14 protein-coding genes are annotated in these 17,012 nt (G+C 33.6%); 11 read left to right on the top strand and 3 right to left on the bottom strand.

Annotated elements, in window-relative coordinates; all coding sequences use genetic code 11:
• Nucleotides 1-469: 469 nt before the first annotated feature.
• Both LQ694_RS15605 and fadH read left to right on the top strand, forming a co-directional pair.
• The gene (locus tag LQ694_RS15605) at nt 470-1,810 is read left to right on the top strand and encodes a hypothetical protein (RefSeq protein WP_070369364.1); all 1,341 of its coding nucleotides are present in this window, start codon (nt 470-472) and stop codon (nt 1,808-1,810) included.
• A gap of 184 nt (nt 1,811-1,994) precedes the next feature.
• A complete protein-coding gene (gene fadH / locus LQ694_RS12175) occupies nt 1,995-2,759 on the top strand; it encodes a 2,4-dienoyl-CoA reductase (protein WP_048540465.1) in 765 nt (254 codons plus the stop codon).
• Nucleotides 2,760-2,812: 53 nt separating this feature from the next.
• On the opposite strand, the gene nadA is transcribed toward fadH, so the two are convergent.
• The 3 genes from nadA to LQ694_RS12190 are packed head-to-tail and all read right to left on the bottom strand — an operon-like array spanning nt 2,813 to nt 6,272.
• Nucleotides 2,813-3,913, bottom strand: a complete 1,101-nt coding sequence (gene nadA / locus LQ694_RS12180; RefSeq protein WP_070369363.1) for a quinolinate synthase NadA — start codon at nt 3,911-3,913, stop codon at nt 2,813-2,815.
• Nucleotides 3,914-4,747 carry a carboxylating nicotinate-nucleotide diphosphorylase gene (gene nadC / locus LQ694_RS12185; protein ID WP_070369362.1) on the bottom strand — a complete coding sequence of 278 codons (834 nt, stop codon included), beginning with the start codon at nt 4,745-4,747 and terminating at the stop codon, nt 3,914-3,916.
• Complete coding sequence (locus LQ694_RS12190; protein WP_231492992.1) at nt 4,698-6,272, bottom strand: L-aspartate oxidase; 1,575 nt, start codon at nt 6,270-6,272, stop codon at nt 4,698-4,700. The genes nadC and LQ694_RS12190 overlap by 50 nt, the downstream gene beginning before the upstream one ends.
• Before the next feature lie 89 nt (nt 6,273-6,361).
• Between LQ694_RS12190 and LQ694_RS12195 the strand changes: the two genes are divergently transcribed.
• From LQ694_RS12195 to LQ694_RS12235, 9 genes are all read left to right on the top strand, one after another.
• Nucleotides 6,362-7,453, top strand: a complete 1,092-nt coding sequence (locus tag LQ694_RS12195; RefSeq protein WP_065381513.1) for a cysteine desulfurase family protein — start codon at nt 6,362-6,364, stop codon at nt 7,451-7,453.
• A gap of 1 nt (nt 7,454) precedes the next feature.
• Entirely contained in the window at nt 7,455-7,973 is a 519-nt protein-coding gene (locus tag LQ694_RS12200) for a transcription repressor NadR (RefSeq protein WP_058611723.1), read from the top strand.
• 177 nt (nt 7,974-8,150) lie between these two features.
• Nucleotides 8,151-10,487: an immune inhibitor A domain-containing protein gene (locus tag LQ694_RS12205; RefSeq protein WP_218697444.1), complete on the top strand. Its 2,337-nt coding sequence runs from the start codon at nt 8,151-8,153 to the stop codon at nt 10,485-10,487.
• A 388-nt stretch (nt 10,488-10,875) separates the two neighbouring features.
• Complete coding sequence (locus LQ694_RS12210) at nt 10,876-11,901, top strand: LacI family DNA-binding transcriptional regulator (RefSeq protein ID WP_058612060.1); 1,026 nt, start codon at nt 10,876-10,878, stop codon at nt 11,899-11,901.
• A gap of 4 nt (nt 11,902-11,905) precedes the next feature.
• The gene (locus LQ694_RS12215; RefSeq protein WP_058612061.1) at nt 11,906-12,682 is read left to right on the top strand and encodes an SDR family NAD(P)-dependent oxidoreductase; all 777 of its coding nucleotides are present in this window, start codon (nt 11,906-11,908) and stop codon (nt 12,680-12,682) included.
• A 61-nt stretch (nt 12,683-12,743) separates the two neighbouring features.
• Nucleotides 12,744-13,952 (top strand): nuclear transport factor 2 family protein, encoded by a 1,209-nt coding sequence (locus LQ694_RS12220; protein WP_058612062.1) that lies wholly within the window; start codon nt 12,744-12,746, stop codon nt 13,950-13,952.
• Between the two features lie 20 nt (nt 13,953-13,972).
• Nucleotides 13,973-15,289: an ABC transporter substrate-binding protein gene (locus tag LQ694_RS12225; RefSeq protein ID WP_058612063.1), complete on the top strand. Its 1,317-nt coding sequence runs from the start codon at nt 13,973-13,975 to the stop codon at nt 15,287-15,289.
• 12 nt (nt 15,290-15,301) lie between these two features.
• Nucleotides 15,302-16,180, top strand: a complete 879-nt coding sequence (locus LQ694_RS12230; RefSeq protein WP_096791610.1) for a carbohydrate ABC transporter permease — start codon at nt 15,302-15,304, stop codon at nt 16,178-16,180.
• Nucleotides 16,180-17,004 (top strand): carbohydrate ABC transporter permease, encoded by an 825-nt coding sequence (locus LQ694_RS12235; RefSeq protein ID WP_058612065.1) that lies wholly within the window; start codon nt 16,180-16,182, stop codon nt 17,002-17,004. Before LQ694_RS12230 ends, LQ694_RS12235 begins: the two co-directional genes overlap by 1 nt.
• Nucleotides 17,005-17,012: the final 8 nt, after the last annotated feature.

The raw sequence follows: 17,012 nt of genomic DNA on the forward strand, positions 1-17,012 counted from the left end.
TCCTCTGCCTTTTTAATGCAATAAAACTGAAATTAACCGAAAGTTTGAATGCAAGTCTTGATTAAATCAATAATGCTTGTAATAACACCAGCGATATCCATTTGCAAAACCTCTTTCCTTTTAAGATACATTAAGTATAAAAAAACTTAATCCATTTATGTCAAAAATTCCCTATAAAGCCAAAAATCATACATAACTGTCTATAAGTTAAAAAACAACGTACAAATATGCACAAAAATCCATCACTTAGGGAATGTGAAGGAAATTGAATAGTTTGGAATAAAAGAATATTAAAGGGTGAAAGAGTTGAAGTGAGATGATGTGATACTTTTATATTAAAAGTATCAGTGAAATATCTCTGAATACATTTCAATTTACATTGTATTTGTTACAATAGTAAAGAACATGTATATAACTTATTTAAAATTATTTAGCGAATATATTATAAATTAACAAGGGAGTGATTCTTTTGAAGAAGCAGCTGTTCTCTGGTCTTGTACTTATGTCGGTTGTGATATTGAGTGGTTGTACGATTAGTATTGGTGGAGATTCAAATGATGACAAGTCATCTGAAAATGCTCAAAAGGGTGAATCACAAGATAATCAGTCTAATGATTCATCAAACAATGAGGATAATAGTAATGAAAGTGGCATTAAAGATGAATCGAATATCACTGAACAACAGAGTATTGCGATGGCTATGTTAGATCCTAGTGTTGAAGATGATATTGTAACAGGTGATGAATTATTATCTGGAAAATATACGCAAACTTTTGGAGCTGGTGAGAAGAAAGAACGTAATATTGATACGTTAGAACTTGCTGAAAGTCCGGAACTAAATAAGATGAAAAATAAACCAAATGGTATGAAGTTCTATAGTTTAAATGCTACTAAAGGTAGCTATGCAACTATCGTCGGTGTAAATAAGGAAGAAGTTGTATATATTAAGACTCAAAGTGCTGTTCAAGATTTTAATGATGTCATAGATAATGGAACAGTAGATCGTTTGAACATTGCTGATTTATATAAGAAATATAAAGATAATCGCAAAGTTTCTAATGTAGCAAGTAAGATTGAGTATGTAGATCCATTACCTTCTAGTGATGATGATTCAGATGATAACAAGACTTCTGACGAGAATGTAAATAGTGATGAATACTACGCGAAGGTATGGTTAACGGCTTTACCGAGTTATCGAAATATGGATGAAAGTGAAATGAATGCAGAGCTTGAATTTAATAATCTTGAGGGTGAGTATTTAAATCCGTATAACAAAGCAAATACGGTGAAATATCCTAAAGGTGTGTATCGTTTGGCAGGTTCTCCTACTGCTGCTGGACATGTTGTATATAAGAATAATGGAGATGGTACGATTTCTATTTATAATGTGCCTTCACATTTTCATGATGAAAGATGGACAGAAGATGATGATTACTCTCAAAAAGAGTCTGAAAAGATTTTAAACAATCCGAAAGTTGTTAAGCTTTATGATGCGTCTGACGAACAAATAGCAAGAACTGTGAAAATGTTTGATGGATCATCTTCTATGGATGATGATGTTTCAGATGAGGATAGTAATTCTGAAAAAGTAACACGAGAGAATGTTATTGATAAAGTAGAATCGTATGAAGGTGAAACGTTAGATACAGATAAATATACGTTTAAAGAGCCTGAGAAGACAGATGAAGGTAAATGGGGCTTCTCATTTGAAGATAAAGATGGCAATTTAGCAGGTTCGTATATTATAGATGATGACGGCAAAGTGACTGAGTATGATGAAGATGGAGAAGAAGTCGGATCAGGATATTAATATATTGAAAGACCTTTGAGCGTAACGTTCAAAGGTCTTTTTATTATACTAATAAATATTTTTTAAAGCTTTATGTAATGTGTAACTTCTGTTTAATTGTCCTTTATTGCAACTTATTGTACACTGTATGTAAGCGCTTACTAAATGCAAGTATTTTAATATAGTAAATATGAGGAGAATATATATGAAGGATAAAGTGATCATTGTAACGGGCGGTAGCAGTGGTATGGGTAAAGCGATGGCAACGAGATTTGCTGCAGATGGTGCAAAAGTTGTCATAACTGGACGCTCACTTGAAAGACTTGAAGAAGCGAAAAAGGATATAGAACAAGAAGAAGGACAAGTATTATGTATTGATATGGACGTACGTGATCCAGAACGTGTTCAGTATACAGTAGATGAAACGATTAAAACATTTGGTAAAATAGACGGATTAGTCAATAATGCAGCAGGAAATTTCATTTGTGCAGCTGAAGATTTATCTTATAACGGTTGGAATTCAGTTATTGATATTGTATTAAATGGGACTTTTTATTGTTCGCAAGCAGTAGGTAAAGAATGGATTAAGAGTGGTCATAAAGGTCGTATATTGAATATTGTAGCAACATATTCATGGACAGCTGGTGCAGGAGTTATACATTCAGCAAGTGCCAAAGCAGGTGTGCTTGCTATGACGAGAACATTAGCAGTTGAATGGGGAAGTAAATACGGTATTACAGTTAATGCCATTGCACCTGGACCGATTGATAATACAGGTGGTGCTAAGAAGTTAACGTTATCTGAAGATGCCAGACAACAAACGTTAGATAGTGTTCCTGTAGGTAGAATGGGCCAACCTGAAGAAATTGCAGGATTAGCAAGATTTTTATTCTCAGATGAAGCGGCTTATATCAATGGCGATTGTATCACAATGGATGGCGGTCAGTGGTTAAATCGAAATCCATTTTAATATTAAATAACCTTTCACCTCGAATGTATTATAGGTGAAAGGTTATTTTTTTATTAAACGATACTTAACATACGTTCTAATGATTGTTTCGCAAAATGCGATGTTTCTTTATCTACTTTAATAATGTTTGATTGATCTCCGGCAATGATTTTATCTAAGCACCATGCGAGATGAGGTAAGTCAATTCTATTCATTGTTAAGCATGAACACATAAGTGGATTAAGTGATTCAATTGTAATATCTGTATATGTTTCTTTTAAACGTTGCACGAGGTTCATCTCAGTACCAATCACCCAGTGAGAACCTTTTGGCGCATTTTTTATTTTGTCGATAATATATTTAGTTGAACCTGCATAGTCTGCCATTTGGACAATATCAAATTGACACTCTGGATGTACAATAACATTCACGTCTGGATCTTTTTGTCGCGCTTGATCTATATGAATGGGGTAGAACTTTTCATGAACAGAGCAATGTCCCTTCCATAAGATGATTCTAATATCTTCATCACGACCGTCGAAGTCCAGTTTCTTTTGTATAGGATCCCAGACAGCCATTTCTTCAAGTTTAATGCCTAATTTATAAGCGGTATTACGACCTAAATGTTGATCAGGCAAAAATAATATACGTTTATCTTGATCTAAAGCCCATTGAATCACACTGTCAGCATTACCACTTGTCACACATGAGCCACCATTTTCTCCGACGAATTTTTTGATTGCAGCAGTCGAGTTCACATAAGTAAGCGGTAGAATATTATCACCTAAACGATTCGTTAATATATCATAGCCATGAAGCGCTTGTTCAATATTCGCCATATCTGCCATAGAGCAACCTGCAGATAAATCAGGTAAGTAAATATCTTGATTATCGTCAGTCAAGATGTCAGCAGTTTCAGCCATAAAATGCACACCATTAAAGACGAAATATTGAGCCTTTGTATTCTCTTTACAAATACGTGCAAGTTCAAGCGAGTCACCCATAATATCAGCAAATTGAGCAACTTCATTTTTTTGATAGTGATGCGTTGGCATAAATAAACGATCACCTAATGAAGTTTTAATGGATTTGATTTTGTCTTCAAGTTCTTGATGAGACATTTTTATGTACTTTTCAGGAATAGATTGGGCATTCTCAATTGTGAGATTAAACATTTATATAACCACCTTTGCAGAGATATCTAATGCATGTTGCTCATAAAATAACGAACCTATAGAAATATAATCGACGCCCGTTTCAGCGTAGTCGACAACATTTTTAATATTGATGTTACCGGATGCTTCAGTTTGTATATGTTCAGGCACTTTCGCAATATGTGCTTTTATCCATTCCGGTTTGCAATTATCAAACATAATGATATCCACATTGGATAAAATGGCTTCATCTAAAGCTTGTTCATCTTCAATTTCTATTTCGATTTTATCCATTGGTCCCATATGTTGCTTAGCTTTAGCAACAAGTTCACGAATCGATGGACTGAAACTGATATGATTGTCTTTTAACATTAATCCGTCATTAAGCGTTCGACGGTGATTATAGCCACCACCAATAAATACTGAATGTTTCTCAAACATACCTAATCCTGGCGTTGTCTTTCTCGTATCTACAATCTTGACGTTTGTATGCTGAACTTTTTGGACGATTTCATGTGTAGCTGTAGCGATACCGGACATTCTTTGAATTAAATTTAAAGTGATGCGTTCCATCGTCAAGAGGGTCGAAATACTACCTTCAATAACAGCGAGCTTCTGACCTTTCTCTATGAACGTACCTTCTTGAACGAACAAATTGGTCGTAATAGCATCATCAAGCAGTTTAAAACTTTCTTGAATGATCATTTCACCACAAAATATGCCTTCTGATTTACTTAAAAGTGTTAATGTACCTTGTTGAGTGGCGTCGAATAAGCTTGAAGACAAATCACCATAATGGTTATCTTCAAGGTAAAATTGTTTGAGTTTTTCTTGGACGTATAACTTGTTTAGCATGAATTGAATCCTCCATTAGTATTTCGATATCAGTATGTTGTAGTGTTGGTTCAGTATTCGGATAATCTAATCTATAGTGGACACCACGTGATTCCGAACGACTTAAAGCTGATAAACAGATCATTTCTAAAGTCTTTACTTCTATATATTTCTGCCAATCTGATTGAGTCCATTCATCTAAAGTCACCGCATTGCTAAGCCAATCTTGTATGTTATTTAAGTAAGCTGTGATGTCTGGACCATTACGCTCTATACCTAACACTTTAAAAGTTTGTTGACGAAGACCTTGTATGTCTTCATCACTTATTTTAGGAATATGCAGTTGCTCAGATTCACTAATATGAATATCTCTTATTTCAGATTGATGAATAGTTTCCCCGCAAAGATGGCCCATAACAAGTGCTTCAAGTAAGGAATTACTTGCTAGACGATTTGCACCATGAAAATTCGTATTACTCGCTTCTCCTATAACGTAAAAGTGGCTCAAGTTCGTTCGACCATAAATATCAGTTTTTACGCCACCCATTGTATAGTGAGCGCCAGGAGTAATAGGAATGAGGTGGTTCGCATATTCATCTGGAAAATGTTCAATGACATTTTGATAAATCGTTGGAAATCTGGTAGAAAATGCTTCAACTTGTTCAATATTAATAAAGCATTGATGACCAAGTTGTTGTTGCTGAAAGATGGCTCTACTTGTCACGTCTCTAGGAGCAAGACTTCCTAAAGGGTGTTTGTCTTCCATAAAATGATCCCCGAGGCTATTGACTAAAATACCACCATGACCTCTTACTGCTTCAGAAACTAAACCGTATGTTTGTCCGGGCTTACCGAGTAAAGTGGGATGAAATTGAATCATTTCCATATGCCTTAATGGAATGCCGTGATGATGCGCGATAACATGCCCTGAACTTATTGAACTGGATGCGCCTGAATGAGTAGGGAATAAATTGCTGTAACCACCTGTCGCCAAAATGACATCATGGGCTATGATATCAAGTTGTTGTCCATGTTTATCCAGTGCACGTACACCACAAACAGCATGTTCAGTATCTTTCAACAAATCGATTACTTCAGTTTCTTCATAAATCTTAATATGCTTGGATGATAATTGATTCATCAAATGATGCGTTAAATATTTACCCGTTTGATCACCACCAATATGTAATATACGTGGTCGAGTGTGCGCACCTTCCATCGCAAAATCTAAAACATGTTGATTTGTAATCGTATCAAAATTCAATCCATTTTGAATGAGTTGCTCAATGTAACGATGACTATGTTGGATGATGGATTGTATAACATCAATATCTCCAATTTCATTGCCAGCTTTATACGTATCTACAATATGCGCATGGCCATTGTCATGTTCGTATTGAGAACAACAAATCCCACCTTGAGCTAGTGAACTGTTATGTTGATTTAGTTTATCTTTCGTAATGCAATAAATTTCAGTTTGCTCATTAAATGACTGTATAGCTGCTAATGCAGCGATGCCAGAACCTACTACAATGACTTTTCTCAAAGTTTACACCTAACTTTACATATATGTTATCATTTTATATACAATATATTGACACAATGAAATGTAAATAACAAGAGGGGGGATTATAATTGATTTATTTAGATAACGCATCAACTACAATGATTGATCGCCAAGTGATGGATGTCTATCAAGATATACAGCATGAAGCATATTACAATAGCGAAAGTTTACATATAGGTGGTGTACATACTAGACAGTTATTGGATGGATGTAAACAATTTATAAAGGATTACTTCTCAACAGTTAAAGAAGTGATTTATACAAGAAGCGGTTCTCATGCAAATGAAATTGCGATACATAGTTTTTTGAAAGAGAAGGAGGGCGGTAAAGTACTCGTTTCACCTTATGAACACCCCTCTATACATGCTGCATTAGAAGTTTATAAAGATGATTTTGATATCATTTTGTTGCCTTTAGACAACAATGGCGAAATAGATTTAGAACAGACGACTGACTTAATGACGGATGATGTTGAGCTCATCATTGCACAACATGTTAATTCTGAGACTGGATATATATTACCTGTTGAAGAATTGAGTCAAATAGCGCTGGATTACAATATTCCAATGCATGTTGATGGTGTACAAGCAGTTCATAAATTAAAGGATATTAATGTAAAATGGTTCAGTTCATATGCATTTTCAGGTCATAAGTTTCACGGTACTAAAGGTTCAGGTGTGTTAATGATGAATCATGAGTATGTAAAGCCTTTAAATCAACATTATTTTCATGAAATGTATACACAAAATGGTACAATAGATTCACCAAGTATTATCGCGATGACAAAAGCATTATCAATAACACCTAGTATTGACGAGATGCATACTTTACAACAATACTTCATCGAACAATTAAGTGACTTATCATTTACACCAATTGTTTACAAAGCGCAAGCACCACATATTATTGCAGTATTAACACCGATATATGAAGGACAATATATTATGCAATATTTGTCGAATAGAAATATATGTGTTTCGACAGGCACTGCATGTGGTCATGGCGCATTGTTAAGTAATGGTTTAAAAGTTAAAATAGATTCAATACCTGAGAAAACGTATGACCAATATATACGTTTGTCCATTGGGAAATTTACGACTAGAAATGACATAGATACTTGTTTGCACCATTTAAAAACAGCTATAAGAGGAGATCAGTGAAATGAATAACCCTTTTAAAAGAAGAGAACAAATTTTACAATTACTCGAGTCTTCAGATGAACCGATTAGCGGTAAACAACTGAGTCAACAATTTGATGTTTCAAGACAGATTATTGTAAAAGATATTTCTATATTGAAATCACAAAATTATAATATCGATTCAACAAGTCGTGGTTATGTTGTTAATAATATTCAATGCGGTAAAAGATATAAACGTGTCATTGTTTGCCAACATGATAATGACCGAATGGAGGAAGAGTTGAAGCTTATATTGGATAACGGGGCAATGATTGATGATGTTGCGATTGATCATCCAGTGTATGGCAGTATTAAAGCAGATTTAATGATTGAAACGTATGAAGATTTATCAAAATTCATTAGTGAAATGGAAAAGTTTGAAGGACAAATGTTAGCACACTTAACAGATAACCTTCATTTACATACGATTTCTGCACATACTGAAAAGATTTTAGACAATGCTATAAGAGATTTAAAAGAACACCAATTTATTGTAGAATAACCAATAATATACCTCCGTATAATTTGCTTAATGTAAAATTATACGGAGGTATATTATTTAGATATATTAAAAAGAAAAATTAGAATTTTTAGAATTCTTACTACTATTTTTTGGGAATATGTATATAATGTATATAGATTAGATAAATAAGGGGGATTTTTAAAAGTGAATTTATTTATGAAAAAGTTATCAGTTGCTTCATTAAGTGCTCTGATTGCACTACCTGCATTTGCTACTCAAGCATCTGCAAATAGTGTCGCACCAAATGAAGACAGGTTACTCGAAACATTAGAAAAAGAAGGTGTCATTGAATCAACTGAAACACCTGAACAGAAAAACAAGAAAATCAGAGAGTATATGGATGGTAAGGGTGAGCAATATCATCAAAAATACATACCGAATAAAGGGCTTTTTGATAAGAAGTACAACAAGGGGAATAATGGTAAGCGTTTAGAACCATTAAATAAGAATCAAAAAGAAATGTATAAAAAGAAAAACAACGGTAAACGTGTTGATAATGTTGAAGAAGAAAAATATAAAGGTAAAGTACGACAAGATAAAGTGTTAGTATTAGCGATGGAATTTCCAGATTATCCTCATAGTTCGATTACAAAAGATGAAACGGATATGTACTATGACGATTACTCAGTTTCTCATTTTCAAGATATGGTATTTGGAGAAAATGGCTATAAAGGTCCAAATGGCGAGAATTTAATGAGTATGAAACAGTATTACAAAAACCAATCTGGTGGTAGTTATGATATAGATGGAAAAGTGCATGGTTGGTATAAAGCTAAACATCCTGCAAGTTATTATGGTGGGAATGTGCCAGACGAAAGTGGCAGCGATGGTAAACCGAAAGAATTGATTAAAGAAGCGCTAGAACAAGCAGCGAAAGATCCAGATATTAATTTAAGTGATTATGACCAATGGGATCGTGATGATATTGATGGTGATGGTGTTTATGATGAGAAAGATGGCATCATCGATCATATTATGATCGTACACTCTGGTCCTGGTGAAGAAGCGGGTGGCGGTAAATTAGGAACAGATGCTATTTGGTCACATAGATGGTCACTTGATTTTGATGATAAAGGTGAACCTTATACAATTCCAGGTACTGATTCTGGGCTTGATCAATTTGATGGGAAATTAGCAGCAATTGATTACACAGTTCAGCCTGAAGATGGTGCAGCAGGTGTGTTCTCACATGAATTTGGACACGACTTAGGATTACCAGATGAATATGATACTGAGTATTCCGGTAAAGGTGAACCCGTTTCATTCTGGTCAATTATGTCATCAGGTAGTTGGGCAGGTATTGTTCCAGGTACTGAACCGACTGGATTTGATCCATACATGAAAGAAATGCTTCAACAATTACATGGTGGTAATTGGCAAACAGGTAATGAAATCAATGCATCTGAATTTAAAGGTGAAACGTCAGAACTTATTGATGAAGCATCTACTAAAGGGACAAACAATGATGCAATTAAAGTTAAGCTCCCTGACAAATCAACTTTAATTCAAAAGCCAATTCAAGGTAAGAAAGCATATTGGAGTGGTGCAGATGATGATTCACAATATTCAATGGAAACAGCATTAGATTTAAGTTCTGCTAAATCAAGTACGTTAAAATTCAAGACTTGGTATGATATAGAACAAGGATTTGATTATGGTTATGTTCAAGTATCTACAGATGATGGTCAAAATTGGGAAAACGTAGCAGGTAATATTACGAATAATGATGATCCATCAGAGAGTGGACAGAACCAAGGTAATGGTATTGATGGTCAGTCTGAAGGGTATGTTAATGCTAAATTTGATTTATCAAAATATGATGGCAAAAAAGTAAAATTAAGATTCTTATATGTAACAGATAAATTTGAAACAAACCCAGGTTGGTTTGTCGATAAAGTTCAAGTAACTTCAGAAGATGGACAAAGCATCTTCAGTGATAATGCAGAAGGTAAAGCGAAATTTGATTTACAAGGTTTTGAACAAAGTGATGGTAATAGATATGATGAGAACTACTATTTATTACAATGGAGAAACTTTACAGGACCAGATAAAGGATTACAACACATTAAACGCGGTGGCGGAACGATGTCTTATAACAAAGGTTTAACAGTTTGGTATGTTGATAAGAGTTTCTCAGATAACAACGTAAGTTCACATCAAGGACAAGGCTTTATAAGCGTTGTAGATGCTGACCAAAATGCATTGAATTGGAAGAAAAAAGGTGTAGCCGATGATCCAGCAACAACACAATTCCAGATTAGAGACGCAGCATTTAGTTTAGATCATCAACCAAAATTAAAATTGAAAAACGAAGAGGGCTATAAACTACACGATAATAAAACGAAGAAAAACCCTGTATTCGATGATAGTCAAGATTACTCAAACCAAGGACAAAAAGATGCAGGCGTATTATTACCGAATCATGGCTTGAAATTTGAAGTATCAGCAAAAAGTAAAGACAACTCAGTCGGTAGAGTGAAAATCACAAAATAAATATGAATCTTATAACAGGAACGCCAATGGGTGTTCCTGTTTTTTTATAAATTACACATAATTTTGATGGTCAGTAAGGAATTTTTTAAATATTTATAAAGCTATATAAATATCTTTCTCTAAATTCTAAAATATTTAAATCATTCATCATTAATGAAGTTTGCTATATAAAAAATGCTTATAGAACAAATAATTGTTCTTAAAAACTGACTTTTTCGCTATGAGAACAAACTAATTAAATGGTAAAGAAAATAATTATATTTAGAAAATAAAATACAATCGTTTTTCTTCGGTGTAAAAATAAAACTAAAATTACTATTTGCAATCATAAAAATCGTGGTGTATATTATCACTAAGTTTTGAATGCGCTTTCAAAAAGGAGGATTATATGGACAAAATTAGTATATATGATGTTGCGAAACATGCTAAAGTATCGCAATCAACTGTTTCAAGAGTATTAAATAACTATCCATATATTAAGGCGGCAACGAAAGAAAAAGTATTAAATGCAATCAAAGAATTAGGTTATTCTCCTAATGAAATTGCGAGAGGCTTAGCAAATAATAAGACCAATACAATTGGTTTAATAATAGAAGATATCTCTAATTCTTTTTATTCAGAAACTGCTCAAACAATTTTAAGAGAAGCTAGAAAATACAATTATGAAGTCATTATCATTGATTCAGAAAGCGACCCTGATAATTTCAAAAAATCAGTAGACAGTTTGACTGCTAAAAGAGTGGACGGAATTATCGTTGCTTCTACTAGAATGACGAATGACATTATCGTGAACTTAATCGATCGAAAATTTCCCATTATTACTTATAACAGAAGAATTTATAAAGAGGGCTACAACAGGCATGTCGTATTAGACAATTATGTAGGGGCTACAATGGCGATTAAACACCTTGTGGAACTGAATCATAAGAGAATTGCATATATATCAGGTCCTCTAAAATTTTCAACATTTTATGATAGGTTACAAGGATTCTTATCTTCTATTCATACATACAATCTCGAAGTGGATGAAGAATTAATGTATATGGATAAATTAGAATATAAAAAAGTATATCAATTTGCAAAACAATTAATGAACTCACAAAATCCACCCACAGCTTATTTTTCTTCAACAGATAATATGGCTTTAGCGATTATGGAAGCAGCTGTTTCAGAAGGATTAAAAATTCCACAAGATATATCAGTCATAGGCTGTGATGATATCGACATATCTGGCAATTCATTTATACAATTAACAACTATTGCACAACAGAAAGAAAAAATGGCTACTTTAGCAATTGAGAACTTAATGAAACAAATCGGTGTTGAAGATGTGAATGACGATATAGATATTGTTATTCAACCACAACTCATACTGAGAAAAACAACAGGTGAAGCTAAAGAAGGAGGTTGTTGAATCAATGAATCAATATAATACTGAACAAATTTTTTCAGTAAAAGGACGAACGGCAGTCATTACAGGCGCGAGTAAAGGAATCGGTAAAGAAATCGCAAAGTTATTATATGCAAATGGCGCTAATATAGCACTTATAGCACGAAATGAACAACAACTAAAAGCATTAAAAGCGGAACTTTCTGATTATGATAGTCGAACCAGAATCTATCCATTTGATTTAACGCAACATGACAAATTAGAAGCTTTAGCAGAAAGCATTTATGAAGATTTTGGTCAAATTGATATATTGGTCAACAATGCAGGTATTAATATACAAAAACCAATTGAAGAAGTAACACTGGATGATTGGGATAAACAAATGGATATTAATCTCAAAAGTGTTTACTTTCTAACGAAATATATTGGTGTATATATGAAAAAAAGCAACAAAGGAAAAATTATAAATATAAGTTCACAAATGGGCTATGTAGGTTATTATGAACGATCCGTTTATTCATCTACAAAAGGTGGCATTGCTCAATTTACAAAAGCATTGTCCATTGAATGGTCTAAATACAATATCAATGTTAATACGATAGCACCGACGTTTATTAAAACAAATTTAACTGAAGATTGGTTTGAAGATCCTGCGTTCAAAGAGCGTATATTAAATAGAATACCGTTAGGCAGACTCGCGAATAAAGAAGATTTATTTGGCAGTGTACTACTATTGTCATCGGATGCTTCAAATATGATGACCGGTAGTACGGTGTTTGTCGATGGGGGTTGGACTGTTTGGTGATTTTTGAAAGCGCATTCATAAATTCGGAAAATACTTCAAAATAAAAAAGGGGAATCTTAATATGGCTGAAGAAAAGAAAAATACGAATGAAGTAAAGAAAGTAAATACAGGAAATGAAGCAGAATATTCATCTGTATTACACTATGCAGATTGTTCAGAAGTAAACATGATTGATTCAATGGATGACGAAGGTTATATCAATATTGATCCAAGCAAAATGAAGAAGCAATCTATGGAAGGCTTTGGAGATTATCAAAATATTGTAGATTATATTGTGAAAATCACGCGACAAATATGGAAAGAAAAAGATATCGGACTTATATATGACACATATAGCTATGGTGTTCAAATTCATAGGGGATTAGTAAATAGTCATGGTGTCAATGAAGTAATATCTGGAACATTGCAAACATTGCAGTCTTTCCCAGATAGATCAGGTCTAGGTTACAGTGTCATATGGTCTGGAAATGATAAAGATGGATTCTTTACTTCTCATAGAGGTAAATCTGTCGGAACTAATCTTGGAGATACATTGTATGGTGAAGCGACAGGAAGAAAAGTGATGTTTAGAACGACCGCAGACTGCTTAATCTATCAGAATAAAATATATGAAGAGTGGTTAGTAATGGATACACATCATTTGGTGGAACAACTTGGCTTTGACCCTATTGAAATCGCGAAAAGAATTGCTAAACAAACGCGTAGTTTATCGCCAACGTTACAATTTAATATTTCACAATCAGCTGAAGAAGGTTTGCAACCAAGTCATTATGTACCTAAATATAATGATTTTGAAATTGGTGATTTTATATTAACGATGTTCAACCAAATTTGGTCAAGAAAATCTATCAATAAAGTTAAAGATCATTATGAAAAAAATGCTGTATTGCACTTTGTAAGAAACCGAGACATGGTTGGGCATAGTGAAATTCAAGGGACATTCTTAAATTTATTCTCATCTATACCAAACGGAAAAGTGATTATTGATCGCGTTACAAATAACAAAAGAGAAGGTCAGGATAACTGGGATGTCGCAGTAAGATGGAGAATTCAAGGTGTACATGGCGGTATTGGCTATTTTGGAAAAGCGAGCGGTAAGACAATTGAGATAAATGGCATTAACCACTACAAAGTAAGAAATAAAAAGATTATAGAGGAATGGATGTTATTCGATGGATTGGATGTATTGAGACAAGTCTACACAGAAAAGACTGAAAATAATGAAGAATCTGATAGTTATGATGATGGTAATTTCACAGGGGTCTCATAATTCATGAGGGGAGAGATGTTATGAATAAAAAAATAGTTACCATTCTTATTGTAGCAACTCTATTACTGAGCAGTTGTGCTCAAGGTAATATCAAAAAAGGAAACTCAAACGACAAGCATACGATAACCATTGCTGTTACAGAAGGAAATATTGGACAATTTAATGCTTGGGAAGCTAGAAGTAAAGAATTTACGAAAGAAACAGGTATTAAAGTGAGGTTCGTAGGTGTACCATACGAAAATTTATTAAACAGAATTACGACTGAGGGTATTTCGGAGGAACCGAGTTTTGATTTAGTGACTTATGCTGACGTTATGGGTCCATCTATAAAACAATTCTTACAGCCATTAGATGGCTATACAGACAAAAAGTTCTTTGATAGATTTCCTGAATCAACGATGAAATTATCAACGTATGATAACAAAATTTATAGCTTACCATTAAGAGCCAATACGCAACTTTTATTTTATAGAAAAGATATATTCAAAAAGTTAAATATTGAACCTCCAAAAACGTGGGAAGACTTAAATAAAGCAAGTGCAAAAATTAAAAAAGAAACAGGTAAATATGGCATAACACCTTATTATCAATCAGGTAATAATGGTCAGAACTTGTACATGTGGACTTCTTATTTATGGGGAAATGATGGTGATATTTTCGATAAGAATATGAAACCTATTTTCAACAACAAAAAAGGTGTTGAAGCGACTAAGGAGTACATAGATTTAATTCGAAAAGACCGTGCGCCTAAAGGGTCTGTACAGTTTGGAGAACAAGACTCACGAACGCATTTTAAACAAGGTAGATCAGCAATGTGGCTTGGCTGGTGGTGGGTATATTCAGATTTTAATGGCGCAGATTCTGCTAAAGAAGTACAAAATAATGTAGGATTTGTTCCAGTTCCGACTTGGAAAGGTGGAGACAAAGTATCCAGTATCTCAACTTTCCCATTAGGTATGATGAAAGATTCAAAAAACAAAAAAGATGCTTGGAAATTCATGAAATGGCTAAGCGAGGAAGAAAATGAAAAATCCATAGTAAAAGATTCATTAACAAAAAAATCACCACCAGAGCAATTCTCGACTGATATTGTGCAGAAGAAGAATCTGAGAGATAAAGAACTGAATGATTTAGGAGATAACTTATTTAATATAGCTGGGGACAGCTTTGAAGAAGCGGATACTTTACCAACATCAAGAATTTGGCCAAGAGTATCGGATATATTAAGTAGAGAAATTTCGAATATGGCAACTGGAGATGATGTCGAAAAGAGTTTAGATAAAGCTGCAGATGATGTCGAGAAGTTACTCGATTCAGAAGGCTACTACGATAAATAAAGGGGGGATTGTATGGCGTCAAAATATTTTAAGTATCTCATGATTGTTCCTGCTTTAATTATCTTGGCAATGGTTACGTTTTATCCAATGATTAATTCCTTTTGGATTAGTTTGCATGAATGGGATTTAACAACATCTAATAAAATTGGACAATTTATCGGTTTAGATAACTATATTAGAGCATTTAAAGATCCTATCTTTTGGAATAGCGTGAAAGTAACACTCATTTTTACATTAGCTACTGTGTTTATCACGATAGCATTAGCAATTTTAATAGGGTTACTTTTAAGTAGAGATAAAAAATATTTCTCATTTATAAGAGCAATTTTGATTATACCATTTGCTTTGAGTCCAGCATTAGTCGGTTACTCTTGGAAGTTTATGTTAAATCCAGATTATGGTGTATTTGATAAGATTATTGGAACAATCTTTCCTCCATTAGACCATATTGTATGGTTAGGAAATCCAATGACCGCATTATTTGCATTAGTTTCAGTTGCTGTTTGGATATGGCTACCATTTATGTCCCTTATGTTTATTAGTGGAATTATGGGGTTGCCTGAAGAAGTCTATGAAGCGGCAAGAATGGACGGAGCTAATTATATTCAAATATTTTTCAAAATAACATTACCACTTTTACGACCGATCATTTTATTAGCGACAATATTAATGACAATGTTTGCACTTAAGCAATTTGATCCAATCGTTACCATGACGAGTGGCGGTCCAGGTAATTCAACTGAAGTATTAAACTTCCTAGTTTATCAAACGTCATTTAGATATTTTGAAATGGGTTATGGCGCAGCGCTAGGATATATTCTCGCAATCATAACAATTATATTCGTCATGATTTATATGAGAAAGCTAGTGAAAGGAGATGAATGGTCATAATGAATATTTTAAAAAGCAAACTATTTAATGCATTTGAATTAATAGGTACGATATTCATCGTAATTTGTCTCTTTTTCCCAATATTTTGGATTGTGTTGACAGCTTTTAAAAGTGGTGAAGATGTATATTCTTTAAGTATGATTTTTGAGCCAACATTAGATAATTTTAAAAATGTATTTAGTAGTCAGTACGAATTTGGTGCTTATTACTTAAATAGTTCAATTGTTGTACTAGTTGCACTCTTAATCACTTTGCCAGTCAGTATTTTAGCAGCATATAGCTTATCGAGATTTAATATTTTTGGTAAACAATTATTGCTATTTTTGATTCTGTCTACTCAGTTTATTCCATTAATCGTCAATGTGATTCCATTCTTTACGCTTTTTAAAGAGTGGGGTTTACTAGATACATTAATCGCATTAATTATTGTTAACTTAGGACATACGATTCCTTATGCAATTTGGTTAATTAAAGGTTTCATTGACAGCATTCCTATAAGTATTGAAGAAGCAGCATCAATTGATGGCGCAAATAAATTACAAATCATATGGCATATTATTCTACCGATGGCTAAGCCAGGTATTATAACAGCTACTGTGTTCTGCTTTGTCATTGTATGGAATGAGTATATGTTCAGTTTAATTTTAACAAATCAAAAAGCTGTAACTTTACCGATCGCACTCTCATACTTTGTCGGAGAAAATGGTGTAATTTGGAATGAAATGGCTGCAGCAGGTATTTTATATGCGTTACCTACAATTGTATTTATGTTTATTGTAAGAAAAGAATTTGTTAAAGGTATGAGTGCCGGAGCAGTGAAATAAAGGGGGAT

The sequence above is a fragment of the Mammaliicoccus sp. P-M58 genome, from assembly GCF_022386165.1.
In the GTDB taxonomy this organism is placed as follows: domain Bacteria; phylum Bacillota; class Bacilli; order Staphylococcales; family Staphylococcaceae; genus Mammaliicoccus; species Mammaliicoccus sciuri.

Coding starts and splice junctions, on each gene's coding strand:
- LQ694_RS12210 (WP_058612060.1), top strand. CDS start 10,876: ATGGACAAAATTAGTATATATGATGTTGCGAAACATGCTAAAGTATCG.
- nadA (WP_070369363.1), bottom strand. CDS start 3,913: ATGTTTAATCTCACAATTGAGAATGCCCAATCTATTCCTGAAAAGTAC.
- LQ694_RS12225 (WP_058612063.1), top strand. CDS start 13,973: ATGAATAAAAAAATAGTTACCATTCTTATTGTAGCAACTCTATTACTG.
- LQ694_RS12205 (WP_218697444.1), top strand. CDS start 8,151: ATGAAAAAGTTATCAGTTGCTTCATTAAGTGCTCTGATTGCACTACCT.
- LQ694_RS12215 (WP_058612061.1), top strand. CDS start 11,906: ATGAATCAATATAATACTGAACAAATTTTTTCAGTAAAAGGACGAACG.
- fadH (WP_048540465.1), top strand. CDS start 1,995: ATGAAGGATAAAGTGATCATTGTAACGGGCGGTAGCAGTGGTATGGGT.
- LQ694_RS12220 (WP_058612062.1), top strand. CDS start 12,744: ATGGCTGAAGAAAAGAAAAATACGAATGAAGTAAAGAAAGTAAATACA.
- nadC (WP_070369362.1), bottom strand. CDS start 4,747: ATGCTAAACAAGTTATACGTCCAAGAAAAACTCAAACAATTTTACCTT.
- LQ694_RS12230 (WP_096791610.1), top strand. CDS start 15,302: ATGGCGTCAAAATATTTTAAGTATCTCATGATTGTTCCTGCTTTAATT.
- LQ694_RS12200 (WP_058611723.1), top strand. CDS start 7,455: ATGAATAACCCTTTTAAAAGAAGAGAACAAATTTTACAATTACTCGAG.
- LQ694_RS12235 (WP_058612065.1), top strand. CDS start 16,180: ATGAATATTTTAAAAAGCAAACTATTTAATGCATTTGAATTAATAGGT.